The organism is Sphingobium sp. TomTYG72 (genome assembly GCF_055394715.1).
The window spans coordinates 436,180-458,454 of record NZ_AP027337.1; the positions used below are offsets into that span (position 1 = coordinate 436,180).

Here is a 22,275-nt window from a genome sequence, read left to right on the forward strand (position 1 = left end):
CGTGTCATAACCTTCAGATGGCCGCTTCAACCATCGAACGCCCCGCAGGCGCTGCGGAGGATTGGACGGTCCCGCAGGATTGGGAAAGCTACACGCCCCAGGAGCATGCCGTTTGGGATGAGCTGTTCGCTCGGCAAGCTGCGTTGCTGCCTGGCCGGGCGGTGAAGGAATTTACGGACGGTCTGGATATTCTGCGGATCGCGAAGCCGGGCATTCCGAACTTTGAGGAACTGTCCGAAAAGTTGATGAAGAGGACAGGCTGGCAGGTGGTCGCGGTGCCGGGATTGGTGCCGGACAGGCTGTTCTTCGAACATCTGGCAAACCGGCGCTTTGTGGCGGGACGCTTCATTCGCAGGCCCGACCAGCTGGATTATTTGCAGGAGCCGGACGTTTTCCATGACGTGTTCGGCCATGTGCCGCTGCTCGCCCATCCGGTTTTCGCCGATTACATGCAAGCCTATGGCGAGGGCGGGCTGCGCGCGGATGGCCTGGGTGCGATCGAGAAGCTGGCGCGCCTTTATTGGTATACGGTCGAGTTCGGCCTGATGCGCGAGGGGGCGGAACTGAAGATCTATGGTGCGGGGATCGTCTCTTCCCATGGCGAGTCCCTGTTTGCACTGGATGATCCATCGCCCAACCGGATCGGTTTCGACCTGAAGCGGCTCATGCGCACCAAATATCGGATCGATGACTATCAACAGTCCTATTTCGTCATCGACAGCTTCGATGACCTGCTGCGCCAAACAGTCGAGATGGACTTCGCCCCGCTTTACGAAGAGCTGAAACAAGAGGAGGCGATAGAGGCGGACGAAATCATCCCTCAGGACCATGTCTTCAGCCAGGGAACGCAGGATTATGCAAAATCAAGGGAAAGAGGGTGACGGACATGGCGGACAATCCATTGGGCCTCAACGGATTTGAATTTGTCGAATTTACGTCGCCGGACCCCGATGCAATGGCGACGCAGTTCGAGCAATTGGGTTTTGTCCCGACGCATCGTCATCCTTCCAAGAACATCACGCGGTATAAACAAGGTCGCATCAACCTGATGCTGAACCGGGACGACGCCGGGCGGGTGGCGGCGTTTCGGGGCGAGCATGGTCCGTCGGCAAGTGCCATGGCCTTTCGCGTGGCGGACCCGGAAGCAGCGATGGCGTGGGCGCTTGAGCATGGCGCGCAGCCGACCGAGGAGGATGATACCGTCATTCAGGGGATTGGCGGATCGTACCTCTACTTCGTCAAAGACGGCGAAGATCTTTATGAGAATTGGGCGGAGTTCCCCGGATGGCGGTGGGCGGAGGCCGCGAACAATGTGGGGCTCGATATGCTCGACCACCTGACGCACAATGTCCGGCGCGGGCATATGCGTGTGTGGAGCCAGTTCTACCGCACGCTCTTCAATTTCGAGGAGCAGAAATATTTCGACATAAAAGGACAGGCGACCGGGCTCTTCAGCCAAGCCATGATTGCCCCGGATCGGGCGATCCGTATTCCACTTAACGAAAGTCAGGACGACAAGAGTCAGATCGAAGAATTCATCCGCCAATATCATGGCGAGGGCATCCAGCATTTGGCGCTAACCACCGATGACATTTACGGAACAGTGGAAAAGCTGCGGGCGCGGGGCGTTCGATTGCAGGATACTGTCGACACCTATTATGAGCTGGTCGACAAACGCGTGCCCGGACATGGCGAGGATCTGGAGCGGTTGCGGAAGAACCGGATACTCATTGACGGTGACGTGGAGAAGGAGGGCATATTGCTCCAGATATTCACGGAGAATATGTTCGGGCCGATCTTCTTCGAAATCATCCAGCGCAAAGGCAATGAAGGTTTCGGCAACGGCAATTTTCAGGCATTGTTCGAAAGTATTGAGTTGGACCAGATACGGCGCGGCGTAATCACTGTTGACGAGTGAGGCTGACATGACGCTTTGCGGTTTCGGCAATGTGCATTCCACGGAAGCGGTGGCCGGGGCGTTGCCGATTGGGCGCAATTCGCCTCAGCATGTGCCTTATGGCCTCTATGCCGAACAGCTTTCGGGCACGGCTTTCACCGCGCCCCGGCACCAGAACCAGCGGAGCTGGCTTTACCGAATGCGGCCATCGGCGGAGCATGGTCCGTATCAGCCATATGACGGTGCGCGGCTTTTGCGGTCCGGGCCGCTTCCTGACGGCCTCCTTTCGCCTAACCGATTGCGGTGGGACCCGTTGGGGATGCCGGATGCGCCGACCGATTTCATCGACGGGCTGGTTACCTATGCGGTGAATGGCGACGTGGTGCAGGGATTGGGCTGCGCCATCCATATGTTCGCCGCCAATCGGTCCATGATCGACCGGGCCTTCTTTTCTGCTGATGGCGAAATGTTGATCCTGCCGCAGCAAGGGGCGTTGCGGATCGTTACCGAAATGGGTGTCCTGACGGCTGCGCCATTGGACATGATCCTGATACCGAGGGGCGTGCGCTTTCGTGTCGAACTGCTCGACGGGACAGCGCGGGGATATGTTTGTGAAAATCACGGGGCGGCGTTTCGATTGCCGGAACTTGGGCCGATCGGATCGAACGGGCTTGCCAATGCGCGGGACTTTGAAGCTCCGGTGGCGGCTTATGAAGATGTCGAACGGCCTTTCGAGATTGTGCAGAAATATATGGGGTCACTCTGGACGAGCAGGGTGGACCATAGCCCGTTCGACGTGGTCGCATGGCATGGCAATCTGGCGCCGTTCCGCTATGATCTCCGCCGTTTCAACACGATGGGAACGGTGAGCTATGACCATCCCGATCCATCGATCTTCACGGTTCTGACGTCGCCCAGCGATACGCCCGGCACGGCGAATGTCGACTTCGTGATTTTTCCGCCGCGATGGATGGTGGCGGAGGATACATTTCGGCCGCCCTGGTTTCATCGCAATGTCATGAGCGAATTTATGGGCCTGATCGAAGGGGAATATGATGCCAAGGCGTCCGGTTTCATGCCCGGCGGCGCGTCGCTCCACAATTGTATGTCCGCGCATGGGCCGGATGTCGAAAGCCATGACAGGGCGGCTTCGGCTAAGCTCGCCCCGGTGAAGACAGACGCGATGATGGCGTTCATGTTCGAAAGCCGCCTGCCCTATGCGCCGACCAGATGGGCGATGGAGACGCCGCGGCTTCAGCGCGATTATGACAGATGCTGGAAGGGCTTTGCCAAGGCGCAGCTTCCTTTGCCGCCGGAGGAGCCGCGCTGATGAACTGGTGGGAATGCGATGAGACCCATGATCCCGCGCTGACCAGTTGGGTTGAAAGCGCGCAGGGACATCGGGACTTTCCGATCCAAAATCTGCCTTGGGGCATCTTTGCGCCGCGTGGGGAGCAGGCGCGGATCGGGGTGGCGATTGGCGACATGATCCTGGACCTGCGAGCTTGCGCGGGCGCTGGGTTGCTTGGCGGGGATTGGGAGGAGGTTTGCGCGGAGCCGGTGCTGAACCGGATGCTCGCGCTTGCGCCGGAGCAGAGGCGAGCTCTGCGGCGGCGGATCAGCGCATTGCTATCCGATCCGGCGAACCGTGCGGCAGTGGAGCCGATGCTCTATCCATCGGGCGAAGTCACCATGCAGCTGCCCGCGCGCATTGGCGATTACACCGATTTCTATGTGGGCATTCATCACGCGAACAATGTCGGACGACAGTTCCGGCCCGATAATCCGCTGCTGCCCAACTATAAATATGTGCCCATCGGCTATCATGGCCGAGCCTCGTCCATACGCCCGTCTGGTGTGCCGGTGCGTCGCCCGCATGGACAGCGCAAGCCGCCAGATGCGCAGGAGCCCGTTTTCGGCATGTCCGCGCGGCTTGATTATGAGCTGGAACTGGGCGTCTGGATCGGCACGGGAAATGATCTGGGCAGCCCGATCCCGATCGATGAGGCGGGGGATCATGTTGCCGGGTTCTGCCTTTTGAACGACTGGTCTGCGCGGGATTTTCAGGCGTGGGAATATCAGCCGCTTGGGCCGTTTCTGGCGAAGAATTTCCAGTCCACCATATCACCCTGGGTCGTGACGGCCGAAGCCATGGCGCCCTTTCGCATGGCTCAACTTGCTCGGCCGCAGGGTGATCCGCTGCCGTTGCCCTATCTTTCTTCGGACGCGGACCAGCGCCATGGAGCGTTGGCCGTCACGCTGGAAGCATTCATCCAGACGCAGCGCATGCGGGAGAAAGGACAGCCGCCGTTTCGTCTCAGCACCGGGCCAGCCAGCAATATGTATTGGACGGTCAACCAGATCGTGACGCATCATGCGTCCAATGGGTGCAACCTTAATGCGGGGGACCTGTTGGGGACGGGTACGATCTCCGCGCCGGTACGAGAGGGTTATGGCAGCATGCTGGAGCTGTCCGAAGGTGGGCGAGAGCCCCTGATACTGCCTGACGGAGAGAGGCGTTCCTTTGTTGAGGATGGCGACGAGATTTTCCTGCGGGCAACGGCTAACGCGCCGGGCTTTGTTTCGATCGGCTTTGGCGAATGCCGGGCCGTGGTGATGCCCGCATGAACGCGCCTGTAACCCTGCACGGCTATTGGCGTTCGTCCGCCGCCTATCGTGTGCGCATCGCGCTGAACCTTAAGGGCGTCGACTATGTTCAGGTCAGTCATGACCTGCGCGCGGGAGAGCAGCGGGATGCCGACTATCTCGCGATTGCACCTCATGGTCTGGTTCCCGCATTGGAGGTGGAGGGCAGGACCCTCATTGAAAGCCCCGCCATAGTGGAATGGATCGACGGCAAGTGGCCCGAGCCGCCTTTTTTGCCCCACGATGCGGATGAGGTCGCGGTTGTACGGTCGATGGCGGCGTTGATCGGTTGCGACATCCACCCGCTCAACAATCTGCGTGTTCTCAACCGATTGCAGAGCCAGTTCCAGGCCTCCAAGGATCAGGTGAAGGAGTGGGTAAGGCATTGGATCGCCGAGGGTTTTTCGCCGCTTGAGCAGTTGGTCGCACGGTATGGGACGGGTTTCGCTTATGGGAGCGGGCCAACATTGGCCGACTGCTATCTTGTGCCGCAGCTTTATAATGCCGGGCGTTTCGGGGTCGATTTGTCGCCCTATCCCCGATTGGTGGCGGCGGGTGAGGCTGCCCTGGCGCTGCCTGCTGTTCAGGCGGCGCATCCGGATCGGCAACCGGATGCGGGTTAGCCCGTCTGTTCGAACTTGTTGAAGACCGCGCGTTGATCGGCAAAGGCGCGCTTGTAGGCGGGGCGTTCTTCGCCGCGTGCGATATAGGGCGGGAGGTTGGGGTAGAGTTCCAGCAACCCTGATCCGGTGAGCCTGCGCAGGACGGTGACCATCAGCAGGTCTCCGGCGGCGAAACCGCCTTCCAGCCACTCACGGTCGCCAAGCCAGTTGGAAAGCTGCGACAGACGCTGTTTCGCGCGGCTGTCCAACAGGGGCATGCGTGCTTCATACCAGCTTTGCTCGCGTTCCAGATATTTGGGCATTTCCCGTTCGAGGATCGGGGATTCGACCGTGTTTAGGGCGGCGAACATCCAGGCAATGGCGCGGGCACGACCGTTGGGGTCGCTGGGCCAGAGGCCGCCGTGCCGATCACCGATGTGCAGGATGATCGCCCCGGTTTCGAAGAGGGTGAGGCCATCTTCTTCATAGGCCGGTATCTGTCCGAAGGGCTGCGACGCGAGGTAGCCGGGCTCCTTCATTTCCTCAAAGGAGAGGAGTCTGACCTGATAGGGCACACCTGCCTCTTCGAGAGCCCATCTGACCCGCATGTCGCGTGCCAACCCCATGCCGCGATCCGGTGACCGTTCGAAGGCCGTGATGGTGATGGTCATCCTTCACTCCGGCTGATGACAAATCGTCCTTCCAATGCCTTCTTCTAAGACCTCACTTACCGTCCAGATGTGCGAAGTCGAACTGGCTTGTCGGGATGATGTCGATGCGCGAGAAGTCGATAAAGCTCGCGCAACTTTCCGCCATATCCTTTGTATTGCGAGCGAATTTTTCATCATCGCCTACCGCGTCGAAAAAGGCGGCGGAAACCGTCATCGCTTCGGGTGAGAAGCATTCCTCGACAAAGGCGTCATAGTCGGGCGCGTTCGGCGTTAGCGCGCGGACGATGATGTTCTGCACATATTCGAAATTCGCCTGGGTATCGATCGCCACGCGGGTGTGGTGGCTGTGCCAGTGCGCTACCGCGTCGTCCCAGCTCATGTCAGGGCGGAAGGAGATGAAGCTGGCCTGCGACCAGCCCCAGGTGCGCGCCCCGGTCTGCGGCACATGATCCCGGTTGGGGATGATGGTGGATTCCGCAACCAGCCATGCCGCGAACCGGCTGCTATATGTGGCCAATATGTCGTCGATTGGCCTGCGGAAGTGGGCATTGGCGGTGGGCAGCCAGAATTGCACAACCGCATCCTGCTGCGGCTGCTGCCAAGTTTGGAGCAGGGGCGCGGCGGGGTCCACGGCTTCGTCCCGGACATTGAGGCGGATGCCACTGGCGCCCGCTTGCTTGAGCGCGGTGGGAAGCGCGGCCTTCAGTCGTTCCGCGTAGTCGGCGCGGCTTACGCCCTCCGGCGCCCAAAGAGCATAGATCAGCTTTTCCATTCAGATCTCTCCATCAATCTTTCAGGTCAGTCGAAATTGGCCTGCCCGCCGTCGAGCGGGATGGTGGCGCCGGTCAGGTATGACAGGTCCGATCCGCACAGGGCGACGATGGCGCGGCCGATATCTTCCTCTAGCCGACCGATGCGATCGAGCGGGATGGTGCGGAAGAAGGCCTTTGCCTCTTCGGGATTATTTTCGATCCACCATTTGAGGCCCGGCGATTCAGCATGCGGCGCGATGGTGAGGACGCGTATATTCTGGCGCCCCCATTCCGCCGCGCCCGCGCGCGTCAGGACGCGGGTCGCCTGCTTCACCGCGCCGTAACAGCCATAGCCGGTCATGTCCCAGCGGATGCCAGCGGAAGAGGCGAAATTGAAGATGGTGCCGCCGCCGCGTGCGGCCATGTGGGGGCGCACCAGCTTCATCAGGCGGAAGGAGGCAAGCGGGCCGGATTCAAATCCGGCGAGGAAAGCCTCGTCCGTCACTTCATCCAGCAGGCCGAGCGGAACTTCCTGCGCATTGTTGATCAGGATGTCGACGCCGCCCAGATCGGTGACTGCCCGGTCGACGGCAGCGACGAGGTCGTCCGCGTCCTTCACGTTGCAGGCAACTGCAATGGCGCGGACGCCGCGTTCCTGCGCAAGCTGCGCGGTTTCCTGCACCTTTTCGAGCGTCCGTCCGGCCAGCAGCAGGTCAACGCCTTCACTGGCAAGGGCGAGAGCGATGCCCTGACCAATACCCTGTCCTGCCCCGGTTATGAGGGCAACCTTGCCTTGCAGAGCCGACATCGCTCTTCCTTTCCTTGGCCTAGTTTCTGTTTATCGTGGGCCGCCGCCCCTTTGGCGTCAGACTTGCTCGGGCCGCAATATCGCGTCGCTGCCGCCGTCGATGAAGATCAATTGGCCGAGAAGATAGTTATTTTCCATGTTGAGCAGGAAATCGAGCAGTTCGGCGATGTCTTCGGGTCCGGCATAATCCTTGATCGCGATCGGATTACTCTGGTTGATCAGCTTGACCATGTCGGGTTGATCGAACAGCGGCGTCGTCATCGGCGTCTTTACGACGCCCGGCCCGATGCCGTTCAGCAGGATGCCTGCGCCGCCCCATTCAGGTCTTACCGCCGCACGGCGCATCCAGTGGGACAAGGCGTTTTTCGACGTGGCATAGGCATTGCCCCCGTCGGCGGCGATGGCGTCAAGCGCGGCCTGTTCCTTATCCGCGAGGCAGAGTTCGACCACCTTGCTGTTCGACGGCAACATGGCGGCGGTGGAGCAGATGGCGACGGCGCGGGGCCGGGCGGATTTCGCCAGCAGGGGTCGTAGTCCTTCCAGCGTGGCGACCGCACCGAAATAGTTGATGGCGATGGTTTCGCGGTCCATCCCTTGGCGTGAGATGCCCGCGCCCGCGAGCACGGCATCGACGCCATCGGGCGCAAGGCGCGTCACTTGGTCGATCATGCTGGCCCGGCCTTCGACGGTGCCCAGATCGGCATCGATATCGGAATTGCGCAGATCGACGCCAATGACGCGATGGCCGCCATGTTCGAGCCTGTCGCGCGTGGCGGCGCCGATTCCCGATGCAGCGCCGGTTACGACTATGGTTCTGCTCATGAAAACACTCTCCATATTTTGCTTTGTTGCGTTGTAGATGGCAGTTTTTTCTGCGCATAGCCAGTGCTTGTTCTTGCGCGCGCATGAGATTATCGTTGTGGTTATGACGCAGCAGCTTTTGACCGATGCCAAGGCTACGCCGAGCGGCCATGGCGGACCATGGACGGTGCTGGCCGTCGCCGTCAGCAGCGCCGCGCGCGTTGAGCTTCGTCGTTATGAGCTGCCCCGGCCCAATGAGATGTGGGAACTGGACGAAGCGCCGATCCTGTCGATTGTCATGCCGCGCGCCGAAGGGACGCAGGGCGAAATCATGTTCGATCTGGGCGACCGGCGGCGACACAAGGTTGGCCGCCTGATGCTGCGGCCCGGCGGTATCGCGATGCATTCGCGAGGCGATGGGGGCACGCTGGACATATTGACCTGCCGGTTCGATCCGGTGCGCTTTGCCGCTGTAACGGGATTGTCGGACTGGGACTCGCGGCGGTTGAGCCGGTGCGCGGCGATCAACTCACCTGTGCTGATGGCGCTGGCGGAGCGGCTGAAACAGGAGACGGTGACGCCCGGCTTTGGCGCGGAGATGGCGGTCGAGGCGCTGGTGCAGTTGGCGATGGTGGAACTGGCGCGGCTGTTCCGGCGGACGCGGCAAGCGGACGCGACGCAGGGTGGCCTTGCGCCATGGCAACTCGCCCGGATCGAGGAAGCACTGCGGTCAAGCGATGGGGAATGGCCGACGACGCAGGCGCTTGCCAGCCTGTGCGGGATAAGCCGGTCGCACCTGTCGCGATCCTTCGCGGCGACGGCGGGCATGGCGCTGTCCGACCATGCCGCCGCGATCCGGATGGAGCGGGCGCAGGACATGATCCGGGGGGGATTGCTGCCGATGAACCGGATCGCGGAAGCATTGGGCTTTGCGACGGCGAGTGCTTTCAGTGCGGCGTTCCGGCGGGCGACCGGGCTGACGCCGCGCGCGTTTCGGCGGGGGTTTCATTAGTTCTGGGGTATGCCGAGTGGAGCGGTGCTGCTTCATGCCGTTCGGGCTGAGCATGTCGAAGCCCTTTCTTTCTTTCTTCAGAAGAAGAGCCCTTCGACAAGCTCAGGGCGAACGGTCCTTGTGAATACAGGGTGGCCCTATATTGTCCGATGAGCCTTTAGAAATTCGATCAGCACTTGCGCCAGCGCCGCGCCTTGATCTTCCTGAACGAAATGGCCGCCATTGGCGATGCGCGTGTGAGGCTGGCCCTTTGCGCCGGGGATGCGGCGTTGGAACACCTCTTCCCAAGCGATGGTGGCGGGGTCCTGATCGCTGAAGGCGGTTAGGAAAGGCTTGTCCCAGCTTTCGAGGAAGCGCCAGGCGGTGCGGTTTGCTTCCAGTCCTTCCGCGCCTTCGGCGATCGGGATACCGCAGGTGATTTGGAGCATGCCTTTTTTGTAGGAGGCGTCGGGGAAGGGGGCGGCATAGGCGGCGAGCACCTCTGTCGGAACATCGGTGACGCAGGCGCGGCCGACGAGCAGGTCTAGCGGCAGGTCTTCGCTGGTGCGGCAGGTTTCGACCCAGGCGGCGATCTGCTCGCCGGGCCAATTGGGTACGCCTAGTGGGGGCGGGTCGCAATTTTGGAGGAGCGTGTTGGTGGCGAGGACAGCGCTGAAGCGCTCGGGACATTCGGACAGGACGCGCAGGCCGATGGGGCCGCCCCAATCCTGGCAGACGAGGGTGATGCTGCGAAGGTCGAGCGCCTCCACGAAGGCGCGCATCCATTGGAAGAAACGGTCGAAGCCATAGTCGGCGCGAGCGGCGGGCTTGTCCGACTTGCCGAAGCCGATCATGTCCGGTGCGATGACGCGATAACCCGCCGCCGTTACCGGGCCGATCATGTGGCGGTAGAGATAGCTCCAGGTCGGATTGCCGTGCAGCATGAGGACAATGGGGGCATCGCGCTCCCCTTCGTCCACATAATGCATGCGCAGCGGGCCGAGGCGCGCGTCCTCCACCTCCACATAATGGGGGGCGAAGTCATAGCCCGGCAGCGCGTCGAAGCAGGCTTCGGGCGTGCGCAAGATGCCGGGCCGGACTTCCATCGTCAGGAAATGTAGCGTTCGCGATAGGTGGCGAATTCGCGCTTGATGGCTTCTTCATCGAGGCCGAAGCGTTCGAGCGAATAGTCGTGCATCGGGCGCTGCTCGCGCTTGTTGCCCGCGAGGAATTCGGCAAGCACTTCCCCAAGCTGGGCATCGACGGGGATGCCCATGCGGGAAAGGACGCGTTCGGCCTGCGCCATCGGTTCCTTGCCGACTTCGCGATAGTCGATGTCGATGAAGCGGTCCTCGCCGATCCGTTCACGCGCCGCTTCGAACATGCGCATCCATTCGACAAGGCGCGGGAACCAGAAGGCGCCGACTTCCGCGTCGGTCAGCGTGGCGCTGAGCTTGTAAAGCGCGGCCTGCATGGAGACGTATGAGGGGACGGTTTGCAACGGGTCGCGATGCGTCATGATGAGCAGCGCGTTCGGGAAAGCCTTGGCCGCGACCTCGGCATAGGGGAGGTTGGAGGGGCTCTTCAATATCCACTTGCGGCCCTTGCGCGAGGGGTCCTGCCACTGGAGATATTTGAGGACGGTCTTGAGGTCCTCATGTCCCTTGGACTGGTCGTAAGTGTTCAGCCAGCGGGTGAAGCTGGGCACATAGTTCATGCCCTCGATCATCGTGCTGACGAACATCTGGCCGAGGACCAGGATTTCTTCGTCCGGCGCGTCGGGTTCGAGCGGATGGATGGACGCAAGTTCGGGTGAAAGCTGGAGCCAGCCGTCGATCATCGCCTGCGCATAGGCCCGGCGGTCCACCGGATTGCCGCGTTCTTCGCCGGGGAAGGGGGCGAAATTCTGCGCTTCGTACCAGCGCAGGCCCGTCATGCCCGGCGCGCTGGCGAGCAGGCGCTGGAAGATGGTGCTGCCGGTGCGCGGCAGGCCCAGGATGATGCCCGCGACGTCTACCTGTTCGTCAAGGATTTCAGGGTGGCGCTTGATATCCTCCACCATGCGCAGGCGGCTGACCAGGCCCTTGACGATCACTTCCGTTGTCGAAGCGCGCCCGGCCGAGGTCAGGCGTCCTTCGCGGTTCGATGCTTCGATGAAGTGATCCATCGGTTCGAAGAACCATTCGTCCCCGAAGTCGGCGAGCCCTGCCCTTTCACGCGCCTGTTGCAGCAGGGCCTCCCGTTCGAGGGGCTGGGTCTGAATCTCGTCGGGCTGGGTCGCCATGGTCGTCACTCTTCTTCAAAAAGCTTGGGGTTGGATAGGATCAGCCTGCGGTCTGGCCGCCGTCGACGGGGAAGGCCACGCCAGTGATGCGTCGGGCCTGTGGTGATGCCAGAAAAGCCACGGTATCGGCGATGTCGTCGGTGGTCGCCATTGCACCGCTGTCGAGCCAGGATGCCGAACGCATGACCATCTGCCAGTCGATATTATCCGGCGGGGTCTGATGCAGCATCGGCGTGTCCACGCCGCCCGGGCAGACGGCGTTCACGCGCACGCCTTCCTTCGAAAATTCCAGCGCCAGCGCGCGGGTCAGCCCGACTACGCCGTGCTTGGACGCGGTGTAGGCCGAATTATAAGGCACGCCGACAAGGCCAGCAGCGGACGCCATGTTGACGATATTGCCGCGGCGCTCAACCAGGTGAGGCATGGCGGCGCGGCACATCTGATAGACGCCTGTCAGATTCACGGAGATGACACGGTCCCAACGGGTACGATCGACATCTTCGAAACGGCCGAAGTCCAGCACGCCAGCGATGTTGCAGAGGATGTCGAGCCCGCCATGAAGCGCGACTGCGCGATCGACTATAGCCTTGCAGGATGCTTCATCCGCGACGTCGAGCGCGAGGGCGGTAGCTGCCGAACCGATGGTCTGTGCCGCTTCTTCAACGCCCTGCGCATTGCGATCGCCGATCATCACCTTGGCGCCGTCGGCCGCCAGCCGCTTTGCGACCGCCAGGCCGATTCCCGAAGCCGCGCCGGTCACGATCGCCGTCTTGCCTTCCAGCCGCATGCTACCTCTCTTAACCTGTTATTTTGTTGGTTGATGCTTGCGTCAGTTTGCTACGCAATTCAAGGGTCGTAAACGGAAAAACTTGACAAGCGCGAACCTGGCTGGCCTGTTTCGGTTTATAAAATCAGGAGGAGGATGTCTGATGCTGTCGCTTCAGGAAATATCGGATCGGCTGGAGATTCAGGATCTTCTGTCCCGATATAGCTATGCCATTGATGAGCGGAACTGGGACGGGCTGGACGACGTCTTCACACCCGACGCGGTGATCGATTACAGCGAAGCTGGCGGGGCGAAGGGCAGTTTGGCGCAGATCAAGGCGTGGTTGCCCGTGGCCTTGGAGCGATTCCCGTCATTCCAGCATATGGTAGCGACGACCAAGCTGGAACTGGCGGAGGACACGGCGCGCAGCCGGACTGTTCTGTTCAATCCGATGGTTTACAAGGGGGATGATGGCGCGGAACAGGTGTTTTTCATCGGCCTCTGGTATCGCGACAAGCTGGTCCGCACCGACAAGGGGTGGAGGATCGCGGAACGATATGAGGAAATGAGTTACGCCCATAATTTGCCGGACATGCCGCCGGCGCCAGCGCTCGAGGAGTGAAGACGCGCTGAAGGCCGAAATCTTGTCCCATTGATCGAGTCGAAAAGGCGCTTCGTCGTCGGGTTCCCCATCGCGCGTTCCGCCACTATCTGGATCGGTCAATATATCCTATAGCTGCCCCTGGAGCCGCACGGGGTGCGTGCAGGTTCATGGTGCCAGGCCAAGGGGGGACGAGGCCAGTCGATGATCAGCAGCGAGGCGGAAAAAAGGGTTGAGGGGGCAACGCGGCGGGTAGGCAGGCCCAATGCGCGCGAGGCTGAGTTGAAACAAGAGGCAATGCTGGAAGCGGCGTTGGAGGAATTTTCGAACCATGGTTTCCATGGTGCCTCGGTGCGCTCGATCGCCGAACGCGCGGGCGTATCCACCCGGACGGTGTACAATCGCTATACCGACAAGGTGGCGTTGTTCGAAGCCTGTCTGGAAATGTCGGCCATCCGTCATCACTTCCCGGGGGATTGCAAGGGCACGCTGCGTGAGCAGCTGATGCGCTACGCGCTGCATGTAAGCACCCGGATAAACCAGGACCGGCAGGTCAGGCTGGCCCGCATCATCTATCGCGAAAGCATCAGCTTTCCTCAACTGGAGGACGTGTCGCGCCGTCAGTTCGAACGGTTCCAGCTTGATCCGTTGCAGCAGATTTTAAGGGAGCATGGTTTCAGCAAGCCGCGTGCTGAAACGCTGGCCGATTTGTATGTCGCCCTGCTGCTGCGGCGGTGGCAGTATCGCGTGATCTATAATACAAAGGCCATGACCCCGGCACAGATCAAGGCCAATGCCGAAACCGTGACAAGCCTGTTCCTGAACGGCGCATGCGCGATGTTGAGCGAGGATAGCCCCACAAAGAAGGACTGACGCGGCTCCGGTTGGCCCTCAGACAGTCGCGATCGGCGTCACGGGTGAACCAACGCTGCCCGGCAGGCGGAGCGGCGGCGCGGTGAGCAGGAAAGCGTGGCGCTTTCGTTCATGCAGCCATGCGGCCAGTTGTTCCAGATACCAAAGCTCGCCCAGGAAAATGCCCTGTCGGAACAGGCAGAGGTCGTGGATGGGCAGGCGGATGGGGGGTGGTTCAGGGGAAAGGATGAGGTCGAGCGCCTCGATCGCAATATTGTCGGAGCAGATGGCGGTGATGCCGCTGCCGATTATCCATTGGAGCAGGCTTTCGTCACGGCCGTCCAGGGCGCACCCTGCCATGGCCAGCGGAGTATCCTTGCCGCTTGCTTCCCGGTCGAGAACCATCCGATCGACGCCGGTGTAGAGGAGCAGGAAGTCGCCTGTACGCACCTCCACGCGCTGTGCATCCATCGCGCGCAGCAGATCATCGCGGGCGATGGGCCGGTACTCCGTGCCATAGGCGGCTTTTAGGTTGACCATGACGCCGCGACCCTGCACGCCCGCCATCGCCAATGTCTCTATGCCGAGCGCGCGGGCACAGGTCTCGCCAGCCGGGCCGTCGGGGCCGTTGATATGATCGCCAGCGCGGAAGCCATTATAATAGACCAGTTCCGCCACGCCGTCGCCGTCCGCATCGAAGGCGCGTCCGCGATGTGACAGCGCGTCCCACTGCGTGGAATGCTGGGTGTAGAGCAGGACCCGGTCATCGCAGGTGGATTCGTCGCCATTGGGGTCGAGGCGGTTGTACATTTCGCCCTCCTCATCGCAGGCTGCGCTGAGCAGCGGAGGGCGACGAAAAGGCGCGAGGGGAATGGTGGGTATGTTGAGCGGCAGGCTGAGCGTGAAGGCGATGCCTTCGACGACTTCCGCCATGGCCGCGCGGCGGCGTTCGGGCGTGATAAGGTTCATCCGGCCGATCTGATCATCCTCACCGAAATCGCCCCAATTCGATCCTTCGGGCCGGTGCACCCAGCGCGGCATGTTCACTCTCCTTCATGCTATCCGGTCAGGGTAAAGCTGTCCGATTACCCGACGCAAGCCTTCGCGCGTTAACGGTCTGTCGTGGCGTGGAGGAATTACCACATGAGAGGCAGTTTGATCTGCTTTTCAGTGGACGGAAGATTGGGATGTTGTTTTCAAAATAATGAATGAAATGCAGAATTGACAGCGGTGGGGATATTGATTTCACAACATGTCGTGTTAATAGGCTTTCGAAAGTGAGTGCTTACACAACACCCGGCGAACGGGGGTGGGGCACGGACCTTAAAAAAGGGGGAGTTAGAGTGCGGCCTGCATGACATCGTGAGATGAACGCATAGGAAGAAGCTGCGGCACCATCCATTTCGAACATCGACGCGCCAGCCTGAACCATCGCCATGTCGGCGGAGGCGGGGCTGTTTCGGCCCTGTGGCGCCGATCAGCTTAACCAAAAAACACAATGGAGAGGATCGGGGTTGCGGTGAGAACGCCGCCAGCCCTGCATCATATGCATAGGAGAGTGTGAATGTCGTCTGTTATCCGCGCGCGGCGGCGGTTGCCGCTGCTTGCCACCAGCATGATGGCTGGTGTTGCCGTTACAATGTTCGCTCCGGCGGCCCTGGCCCAGACCGAAGCACAGCCGCAGGCGGCCGAGCAGGATGGCGGCATTGCCGACATCATCGTCACGGCCAACCGTCGTCAGGAACGCAACCAGGACGTTCCGATCGCCATCACCGCATTCTCGCCGGACCGGCTGGAGCAGCAGGGCATCGCCAAGGAGCAGGACCTTCAGGCGAGCGTGCCGTCGCTGGTCGTCGGTCCCAACGGCAATGGTTCGCGTGATTCGCAATCCTTCACCATTCGCGGCCAGGGCGCGACTTTCCAGGCATCGCCGGGCGTCGTCGTTTACATGAACGAAGTGCCGCTGCCCGCTGGCATCACGCTCAGCCAGCAGGGCGGACCCGGCAACTTCGTCGATCTGGAGAATTTGCAGGTCCTGTCCGGCCCGCAGGGCACGCTGTTCGGCCGTAACACGACCGGCGGCGCGGTGCTGCTGGTGCCCAAGAAGCCGACGAGCGAGTTTGGCGGCTGGATCAAGGGCGAGATTGGCAACTACGATCGCCGTTATGTCGAAGGCGCGGTCAATGTTCCGCTGATCGAGGACAAGCTGCTGGTCCGCGTCGTTGGCGCATTCCATGATCGCGACGGCTTTACGCGCGATGTCGTGTGGAACAAGGATCGCGACAACGAACATTGGTATTCGGGTCGCATCGGCATCACCTTCAAGCCGACCGAGACCATCGAAAACTACACGATGATCTATGGCGCGAACTCCAAAAACAACGGCGCGGGCTTTGTCCACAAGGGCTTTAACATTGCCGGTCTGTCTGCGCTTAACCTGTGCTATGAAGGCGCGACCATTCCTGGCGCTATCGCATCCTGCGACGTCTATCGTGCCGCGACAGCACAGGCGAACGCGCTGGGTCCGCGCCAGACGGCGCTCGGCATCGATATCTTCTCGCGCACCAAGACCTGGGGCGTCTCCAACACGACCGACATCGAGTTGAGCGACGAATTGACGCTGCGTAACATCGTCAGCTTCCAGGGACTATGCCTATGACAGCGACGGTACGATCCTGCAGCAGCATGACGTCGATCCCAATCGCCTGCCCGCTCCCGGCCAGGTGGTTCTGCCTGGCGACAATACGCCGCTCACCTATTTCAACGCGTCCGATCCGGGCTTCCCCCGCGACGACCTGAAGCAGTTCACGGAAGAATTGCAGTTGCAGGGCACCGCGCTGGACAGGCACCTGACCTACACGGTCGGCGGCTTCTATTATGACCAGCGGCCGAGCGGTAAGCAGGTTGGCAGCGCGATCGTCTATTGCCCGGCGGCGTTCACGGGGACAAACGTGGATACTCCGGGCATCGCTGTTTGCCCGGCGAACTACAGCACCTATGGCACGACGCAGACGTCCAAGGCGCTCTATGCGCAGGCGACATTCGACTTTGGAGCGGTCTCGCCTGCTCTGGAGAGCCTGCGCCTGACTGGCGGCTATCGCCACACCTGGGACAAGAGTCGCGGTTTCGCGACCGCTTTCCTGCCGCAGATTGGGGGCGCGACCGCAAAGTGCGGTTCGACCGGCGCGGTCGTGCCGATCGGGACTGCCCTTGCGGATTGCACCTACACCGCGGAACTGAACAGCAAGGCTTCGACCTGGCTGATCGGCCTTGATTACAAGGTGATGCGCGACGTGCTGTTGTTCGGCAAGGTGAGCCGTGGGTACAAGGCAGGCGGCTTCAACCAGCAGGCGGTGTTCACCAACACCCGCACCTTCCAGCCGGAAACGGTCACATCCTACGAAGCTGGCTTTAAAGCCGACTTCCGGATTGCCGATGTTCCGTTCCGTCTGAACAGCAGCGCCTATTTGCTGGACTATAAGGACATCCAGCGGGCAGGGGCGGACTATAATCCGGGGTCGGCTGCTGGCGGCGCGGTTGTCCGGAATGCCGACGCGCGGATCAAGGGTGTCGAGGTAGAAGCGTCGATGCAGCCGTTCAAGGGTCTGGAGATCGGCGGCAATTTCAGCCACACCGACGCGAAGTACAAGAAGTATGAGTTCACTACGTCAACGGGTGGCTTTGGCTGCAACGGCTTTGTAGGGGCTAATGGTACGGTAGACTTGAGCTGCCTGCCCTTCCAATATGTGTCGCCCTATATCTGGAGCATTCATGCCAATGCTACGGTGCCGATGGGCGACGACATGGGTGAGCTGAACTTCTTCGCGAACTATTCGCACAGCTCGCGTCAGTATACCGATCCCGGCAACGTGCCCGCGCTACAGCCGGGCGCCTATCTGGAACCCTTTGGCCTGCTCAACATGTCGCTCGACTGGAACGGCGTTGCGGGCAGCGGGTTCGATGTGGGGCTGTTCGTCACCAATGCGACCAACAAGCTCTACCGGATCAGCAACAGCAATGTGTATCAGCAGGGCGGGTTGTTGTACCAAACGAGCCTGTATGGCGAACCCCGCATGTACGGGCTGCGCCTGAAATATCGCTTCGGCGGAGAATGATTAAGGAGGGCCGGGGAAACCCGGCCCTTTTTCTTTGTGGACATGCCGGGCGCGGGAGGCATCATTCGGTATCGGCAGAATGAACCGGGAGAGGGCGAGAAATGGTTGTGAACGGATTGCCCGAGCGGCTCACCCGCCCGGACATGAGCGCGCAAGAAGCCTTTGCTGCCTTTGTTGGCGGGTGGCAGCTGGTCCTGTGGACGACTTTTCATGCCGATGGCACGCGCGACCATCCGTTCGGCACCGATGCCGTCGGCCAGATCATGTACAGCGCCGACGGACATATGAGTTGTCACCTGATGCAGGCGAACCGGCAGAGGTTCGGTGAGCCCAGCGTCTATCAGGTGAGCGACGCGGCGCTGGGGGCGTCGATGCGCGGCTATAGCGGCTATTTCGGGCGCTTTTCGATCGACGCGGAAGCGGGGATCGTCACCCACCATGTGGATGGCGCATGGTATCCGGACTGGATCGGATCAGAGCAGCCGCGCCATTATGCGTTTGAGGGCGACCGGTTGTTTCTGGAGGCTACGATGGGGGACGATCTGGTGCGGATTGAGTGGCGGCGGGTGGTTACGGACGTGGCTCTGGCGATGGGCGGGGCTTGAGGGAGCAGGGGCGCTGATAGTGCCTCAATGGGAATGGTGGCTTTAAAGGGAAGGAAAGGGCTTCGACAGGCTCAGCCCGAACGGATGTTGGGTAAAGGATGAGAAAATGGCGCACAAGCTGCCGTTTCCGGTCAGCCGTGCGCGCCATTTCTCCAGCTTGTCAGGATCAGGCGTTGCCGCCCGTCATGTCGCGGGCGGCGACATAGGCGAAGGTCATGGCGGGGCCGATGGTGACGCCTGCGCCGGGATAGCTTTCGCCCATGGATGAGGCGGCGTTGTTGCCGACCGCATAGAGGCCGGTGATCGGCGCGCCTGCGTCGTCCAGAACCTGCGCCTTTGCATTGGTGAGCAGGCCGCCATTGGTGCCGATGTCGCCCGGATAGATGGGCATGGCGTAGAAGGGGCCTTTGTCGAGTGGGCGAAGGCAGGGGTTAGGGCCGTGGCGGAAGTCGCCATACATTTTGTCATAGGCCGCTTCGCCACGATGGAATTCGGGGTCTTCGCCCTTGGCCGCATGGGTGTTGAACTGGGCGATGGTGGCCGAAAGGGCCGCAGGATCGATGCCGATCTTGCCAGCCAGTTCCTCGATCGAGCGGCCCTGCTTGAGGATGCTGCGCACGCCCTTGTTATGGATGAAGGTGGGCATGAGTGGGTAGAGCGGACCCATCGGGAATTTGTGGCGATATGTGTGGTCGAAGATCATCCAGCTGGGGCTGGCGTCGTTATGCTCTGCTTCCCGCCGGGCCATTTGCTGGCCGACGATATGGTAGGAGGCGGCTTCGTTGAGGTAGCGCTTGCCGCTTTGGTTGACCATGAGGCAGCCGGGGAGCGCGCGCTCGATGGTGCAGAGCCGTCCCCGATCCTCGCCGGGGACGTAGAAGACGGGCGCGGCCCATGCCGATTGCAGGTTCAGCATGTTTGCGCCGACGGCTTCGCCCGCGCGGATCGCGTCGCCGGTGTTGCTGGTGACGCCACCCGAATAGCGCGAGGTCGGATAGAGGGGTGAATTGGCGTCGCGCATGGTCTGGTTTTTGTCGAAGCCGCCAGCGGCGAGGACCACGCCCTTGCGTACGCCGATGCGGTAAGGCTTGCCATCCTTTTCGACCACGGCGCCGGTGACGCGGCCACCTTCGCGGATCAGTTCGCTGAGCGGGGTGTTGAGCCAGACGGGCACACCCGCCTTGTCGAGCGCCATGCGCAGGCCGCCGGTCAGTGCATTGCCGAGCGTCAGGCGGCGATCCTTGCGCGAAGTCAGGCGGAAGGGGAGGTCGAGCCAATAGCGCGACATGTTGACGACGAGGTTCTTCATCCAGCCCTTGGTGCGGTAGAGCAGTTCGCTCGTTTCGCTGAAATGCCAGTTGAGATAGCCGAACAGGCTGGCCGCAGGCGAGGCGAAGCGCAGGGTGCGGATTTCCTTGCCTAGCGGCTTGCCATCGATGGGCATGGGCAGGTGGGTGCGATAGCCCTGCGCCGACCCACCGGGATTTTCCGCGTGATAGTCGGGATAGGGGAAGGCCATGTACTGGACCGGCGTGTTCGCCATGACCCAGCGCAGCATGGGCGCTGCATTATCGACATAGGCGCGGATATTTTCGTCGGGCACATTGTCGGCGGACAGTCCGCGCAGATAGGTGAAGGCGTTGTCGAGATTATCTTCAAAGCCCGCCGCCCTGGCGACGTCGCTCCCCGGAATCCAGATGCCGCCGCCTGATGTGGCCGATGTGCCGCCCCAAAGGTCGGCCTTTTCAACGATCAGCACGTCGGCGCGGTTGTGCGCGCCGACGAGGCCCGCGAGCAGGCCGCCCGCGCCCGACCCCACCACCAGAATGTCGACTTCCTTGTCCCAGTTACTCATTATAGCCCCATTCCGATCCGGGTTCCAAAGCGGACGAGGAGCGCTGCCGCCATCAGGCCGCTGCGCTAATCCCCTCCCGATATATTCACGCGAACTGTGCCCTGCCCGGCCATAATGTCAACTTCTTGCGTAGCGGGCGGGCGATTTTAGCGTGCATCGCCGCCAGTTCAGGGGCGGATCAGCACCTTGCATTCGCGCGGCTGGCTGCGCAGCGCCTCAAAGGCGGCGGGCAGTTCATCCAGGCTGACGGTGGAGGTGTGGATGGGCTTTGGCTTGATCGCGCCGGTGGCGATGGCGTGGATCACTGCCTCGAAATCCCGTTCGTTGTAGGCCTGGCTGTAGCGGATGGTCAGTTCCTTGCCGAGGGCGATGACGGGGGTGATCGTTTCGTCATGCATCACGACGCCCGCGACGATGATCTGCGCGCGGACGGCGGCCAGTTGCATCGCCTGGTTGAAGATGCCGGGAACGCCGATGCATTCGAAGATGATCCGGGGCGCATTTTCGCCGGTTGCCTGAGCGAAGGCGGCGGCGACATCCTGTGCCTGCGGATCGATGACGGCGGTGGCGCCGACCTGCTGCGCGAGGGCGCGGCGTTCGGGAGAGCGCTCGCTCACCACCACATGGCGGGCACCGGCGTGGCGGGCGAACAGGGCGACGGCGATGCCGATGGGGCCAGCGCCCAGCACCAGAACGGCTGCGTCCTTTGGCATGTGGGCCAGGGACACGATATGGTGGCCGACGGCTAGCGGCTCGACCAGCGCGCCTTCTTCTAGGGTGACGCCTTCGGGCAGGCGCTGGACCATGTCGGCTCGGGCCGTCACGAGCTGGGCATAGGCGCCCTGCGCGAGGAGGTTGGTGCCGGTGAACAGGTTGGTCGGGCAGAGCGCGGGCAAGTCCGCATCGCAGGCTGGGCAGTGATGGCAGGCGTTCAAGGGAAGGGCGGTGACGCGGTCGCCGACTTTCCACGGGCCTTTCACGTCGCGGCCAAGGGCGGCGATGGTCCCGGCGAATTCATGCCCCAATATGAGGCCCGAGGGCGTATGGGCGCTTTCCGCCATGTGGAGGTCCGACCCGCAAATCCCCGCATTGGCGACTTCAAGGATGACCTGATCGGCGGCTGGAACGGGGTCCGCCACGGTTTCGATGGCGAGCGGCTGGCCCGCGCCGCGAAAGACGGCGGCGCGCATCAGCGATGCGTTCCTTGGCGGTGGTTGATCATCATCTGCACGTCACTCTCCTGTATCGGCTGGCGTCTTGCGGCGCCTTGTCCGTTCTCGCTGTCCTTTTTCAGAGTGGCAGAGCAATTGCAACAGAGGATGAAGATAACGCCCTGTCAGCAGCGGCCCGTCACGGGGATGCAGGCGCCCGTCACGGCGGATGCGCCGTCCGACAGCAGGAAGGCGATGACGCTGGCGACCTGCGCGGGGGACACCCATCGGCTGAAGTCCGCGTCGCTCATGTCGGCGCGGTTGGCGGGCGTGTCGATGATGGAGGGCTGGACGGCGTTCACGCGAACGCCATTGTCCTTTTCTTCCTCGGCCAGCGCTTCGGTGAGCTTTGCGATGCCCGCCTTGCTGGCGGCATAGGCGCCCATGCCTGCCCCAGCCTTGATCGCGGAGGCCGCGCCGATGCTGACGATGGCGCCGCCGCCGTCGCGCAGAGACGGGAGGGCGGCGCGGACGGCGTTGACGGCGGTGCGCAGGTTGATGTCGAACAGTGTCGCCCAGGTCGCGACATCGCCATCCGCGACGGTTTCCCAGCGGAAGGTGCCTGCGACATTGACTAGCGCTGCGACCGGGCCGTTGGCGTTGATCGCCTGATTGACCGCAGTTGCTGTTGCGTCGGGATCGGCGAGGTCGATGCCGCCCAGATAGGTGCCCTGCGTCGCGGGGCCTGCGCTGTCGGCGCGATCGATGCCCGTTACCTTATAGCCTGCCTGTATCAGCGCCTGGGTTACGGCCTGGCCCAATATGCCAGCAGCGCCGGTTACGATCGCGTGCGTCTTCATGATGTCTTCTCCTGTCCC

At 61.8% G+C, this 22,275-nt stretch carries 22 protein-coding genes; 11 read left to right on the forward strand and 11 right to left on the reverse strand.

The annotated features are described in order from the left end of the window. Positions 1 to 17: 17 nt before the first annotated feature. From phhA to maiA, 5 genes are read left to right on the forward strand one after another with little or no spacing between them, the layout of a single operon-like run. Positions 18 to 881: a phenylalanine 4-monooxygenase gene (phhA, locus tag ACZ5U1_RS15435; RefSeq protein ID WP_464780768.1), complete on the forward strand. Its 864-nt coding sequence runs from the start codon at positions 18 to 20 to the stop codon at positions 879 to 881. A gap of 5 nt (positions 882 to 886) precedes the next feature. Continuing rightward, positions 887 to 1,918, forward strand: a complete 1,032-nt coding sequence (gene hppD, locus ACZ5U1_RS15440) for a 4-hydroxyphenylpyruvate dioxygenase (RefSeq protein WP_464780769.1) — start codon at positions 887 to 889, stop codon at positions 1,916 to 1,918. A 7-nt stretch (positions 1,919 to 1,925) separates the two neighbouring features. Continuing rightward, on the forward strand, positions 1,926 to 3,227 hold the full coding sequence (gene hmgA, locus ACZ5U1_RS15445; protein ID WP_464780819.1) for a homogentisate 1,2-dioxygenase: 1,302 nt from the start codon (positions 1,926 to 1,928) through the stop codon (positions 3,225 to 3,227). Further along, positions 3,227 to 4,525 carry a fumarylacetoacetase gene (gene fahA, locus ACZ5U1_RS15450; RefSeq protein WP_464780770.1) on the forward strand — a complete coding sequence of 433 codons (1,299 nt, stop codon included), beginning with the start codon at positions 3,227 to 3,229 and terminating at the stop codon, positions 4,523 to 4,525. The genes hmgA and fahA overlap by 1 nt, the downstream gene beginning before the upstream one ends. Beyond that, positions 4,522 to 5,166: a maleylacetoacetate isomerase gene (gene maiA / locus ACZ5U1_RS15455; protein WP_464780771.1), complete on the forward strand. Its 645-nt coding sequence runs from the start codon at positions 4,522 to 4,524 to the stop codon at positions 5,164 to 5,166. The genes fahA and maiA overlap by 4 nt, the downstream gene beginning before the upstream one ends. Here maiA and ACZ5U1_RS15460 read toward each other — a convergent pair. Genes ACZ5U1_RS15460 through ACZ5U1_RS15475 form a run of 4 tightly spaced genes read right to left on the reverse strand, consistent with a single transcriptional unit; the run spans position 5,163 to position 8,198 of the window. After that, positions 5,163 to 5,816 (reverse strand): glutathione S-transferase family protein, encoded by a 654-nt coding sequence (locus tag ACZ5U1_RS15460; protein WP_464780772.1) that lies wholly within the window; start codon positions 5,814 to 5,816, stop codon positions 5,163 to 5,165. The genes maiA and ACZ5U1_RS15460 overlap by 4 nt on opposite strands. Positions 5,817 to 5,868: 52 nt before the next feature. Beyond that, positions 5,869 to 6,588, reverse strand: coding sequence for a 7-beta-hydroxysteroid dehydratase Hsh3 (gene hsh3 / locus ACZ5U1_RS15465; protein ID WP_464780773.1), 720 nt, complete (start codon positions 6,586 to 6,588; stop codon positions 5,869 to 5,871). A 26-nt stretch (positions 6,589 to 6,614) separates the two neighbouring features. Then, a complete protein-coding gene (locus ACZ5U1_RS15470) occupies positions 6,615 to 7,376 on the reverse strand; it encodes an SDR family NAD(P)-dependent oxidoreductase (RefSeq protein WP_464780774.1) in 762 nt (253 codons plus the stop codon). 57 nt (positions 7,377 to 7,433) lie between these two features. Next, complete coding sequence (locus ACZ5U1_RS15475) at positions 7,434 to 8,198, reverse strand: SDR family oxidoreductase (protein WP_464780775.1); 765 nt, start codon at positions 8,196 to 8,198, stop codon at positions 7,434 to 7,436. Positions 8,199 to 8,235: 37 nt separating this feature from the next. On the opposite strand from ACZ5U1_RS15475, the gene ACZ5U1_RS15480 reads away from it, so the two are divergent. Next, complete coding sequence (locus tag ACZ5U1_RS15480; RefSeq protein WP_464780776.1) at positions 8,236 to 9,189, forward strand: helix-turn-helix transcriptional regulator; 954 nt, start codon at positions 8,236 to 8,238, stop codon at positions 9,187 to 9,189. A gap of 137 nt (positions 9,190 to 9,326) precedes the next feature. On the opposite strand, the gene ACZ5U1_RS15485 is transcribed toward ACZ5U1_RS15480, so the two are convergent. Genes ACZ5U1_RS15485 through ACZ5U1_RS15495 form a run of 3 tightly spaced genes read right to left on the reverse strand, consistent with a single transcriptional unit; the run spans position 9,327 to position 12,239 of the window. Continuing rightward, a complete protein-coding gene (locus tag ACZ5U1_RS15485; protein ID WP_464780777.1) occupies positions 9,327 to 10,274 on the reverse strand; it encodes a haloalkane dehalogenase in 948 nt (315 codons plus the stop codon). 2 nt (positions 10,275 to 10,276) lie between these two features. Beyond that, positions 10,277 to 11,452, reverse strand: coding sequence for a sulfotransferase family protein (locus ACZ5U1_RS15490; protein WP_464780778.1), 1,176 nt, complete (start codon positions 11,450 to 11,452; stop codon positions 10,277 to 10,279). 40 nt (positions 11,453 to 11,492) lie between these two features. Beyond that, on the reverse strand, positions 11,493 to 12,239 hold the full coding sequence (locus ACZ5U1_RS15495) for an SDR family NAD(P)-dependent oxidoreductase (protein WP_464780779.1): 747 nt from the start codon (positions 12,237 to 12,239) through the stop codon (positions 11,493 to 11,495). 142 nt (positions 12,240 to 12,381) lie between these two features. Here ACZ5U1_RS15495 and ACZ5U1_RS15500 point away from each other — a divergent pair, with 142 nt between their 5' ends. Both ACZ5U1_RS15500 and ACZ5U1_RS15505 read left to right on the forward strand, forming a co-directional pair. Beyond that, positions 12,382 to 12,840, forward strand: a complete 459-nt coding sequence (locus ACZ5U1_RS15500) for a nuclear transport factor 2 family protein (RefSeq protein WP_464780780.1) — start codon at positions 12,382 to 12,384, stop codon at positions 12,838 to 12,840. 183 nt (positions 12,841 to 13,023) lie between these two features. Continuing rightward, positions 13,024 to 13,692 (forward strand): TetR/AcrR family transcriptional regulator, encoded by a 669-nt coding sequence (locus tag ACZ5U1_RS15505; RefSeq protein WP_464780781.1) that lies wholly within the window; start codon positions 13,024 to 13,026, stop codon positions 13,690 to 13,692. Positions 13,693 to 13,710: 18 nt separating this feature from the next. Here the strand turns inward: ACZ5U1_RS15505 and ACZ5U1_RS15510 are convergent, their stop codons facing one another. Then, positions 13,711 to 14,712, reverse strand: coding sequence for a cyclase family protein (locus ACZ5U1_RS15510; protein ID WP_464780782.1), 1,002 nt, complete (start codon positions 14,710 to 14,712; stop codon positions 13,711 to 13,713). 523 nt (positions 14,713 to 15,235) lie between these two features. Here ACZ5U1_RS15510 and ACZ5U1_RS15515 point away from each other — a divergent pair. The 3 genes from ACZ5U1_RS15515 (at position 15,236) to ACZ5U1_RS15525 (ending at position 18,391) form a co-directional block, all read left to right on the forward strand. Continuing rightward, a complete protein-coding gene (locus tag ACZ5U1_RS15515) occupies positions 15,236 to 16,330 on the forward strand; it encodes a TonB-dependent receptor plug domain-containing protein (protein WP_464780783.1) in 1,095 nt (364 codons plus the stop codon). A 64-nt stretch (positions 16,331 to 16,394) separates the two neighbouring features. Continuing rightward, a complete protein-coding gene (locus ACZ5U1_RS15520; protein ID WP_464780784.1) occupies positions 16,395 to 17,786 on the forward strand; it encodes a TonB-dependent receptor domain-containing protein in 1,392 nt (463 codons plus the stop codon). 101 nt (positions 17,787 to 17,887) lie between these two features. Further along, complete coding sequence (locus ACZ5U1_RS15525; protein ID WP_464780785.1) at positions 17,888 to 18,391, forward strand: lipocalin-like domain-containing protein; 504 nt, start codon at positions 17,888 to 17,890, stop codon at positions 18,389 to 18,391. 166 nt (positions 18,392 to 18,557) lie between these two features. On the opposite strand, the gene ACZ5U1_RS15530 is transcribed toward ACZ5U1_RS15525, so the two are convergent. The 3 genes from ACZ5U1_RS15530 to ACZ5U1_RS15540 form a co-directional block, all read right to left on the reverse strand. Then, on the reverse strand, positions 18,558 to 20,246 hold the full coding sequence (locus ACZ5U1_RS15530; RefSeq protein ID WP_464780786.1) for an FAD-binding protein: 1,689 nt from the start codon (positions 20,244 to 20,246) through the stop codon (positions 18,558 to 18,560). A gap of 167 nt (positions 20,247 to 20,413) precedes the next feature. Continuing rightward, positions 20,414 to 21,436 carry a zinc-binding dehydrogenase gene (locus ACZ5U1_RS15535; protein ID WP_464780787.1) on the reverse strand — a complete coding sequence of 341 codons (1,023 nt, stop codon included), beginning with the start codon at positions 21,434 to 21,436 and terminating at the stop codon, positions 20,414 to 20,416. A 146-nt stretch (positions 21,437 to 21,582) separates the two neighbouring features. Beyond that, the gene (locus ACZ5U1_RS15540) at positions 21,583 to 22,257 is read right to left on the reverse strand and encodes an SDR family NAD(P)-dependent oxidoreductase (RefSeq protein WP_464780788.1); all 675 of its coding nucleotides are present in this window, start codon (positions 22,255 to 22,257) and stop codon (positions 21,583 to 21,585) included. Positions 22,258 to 22,275 lie beyond the last annotated feature (18 nt).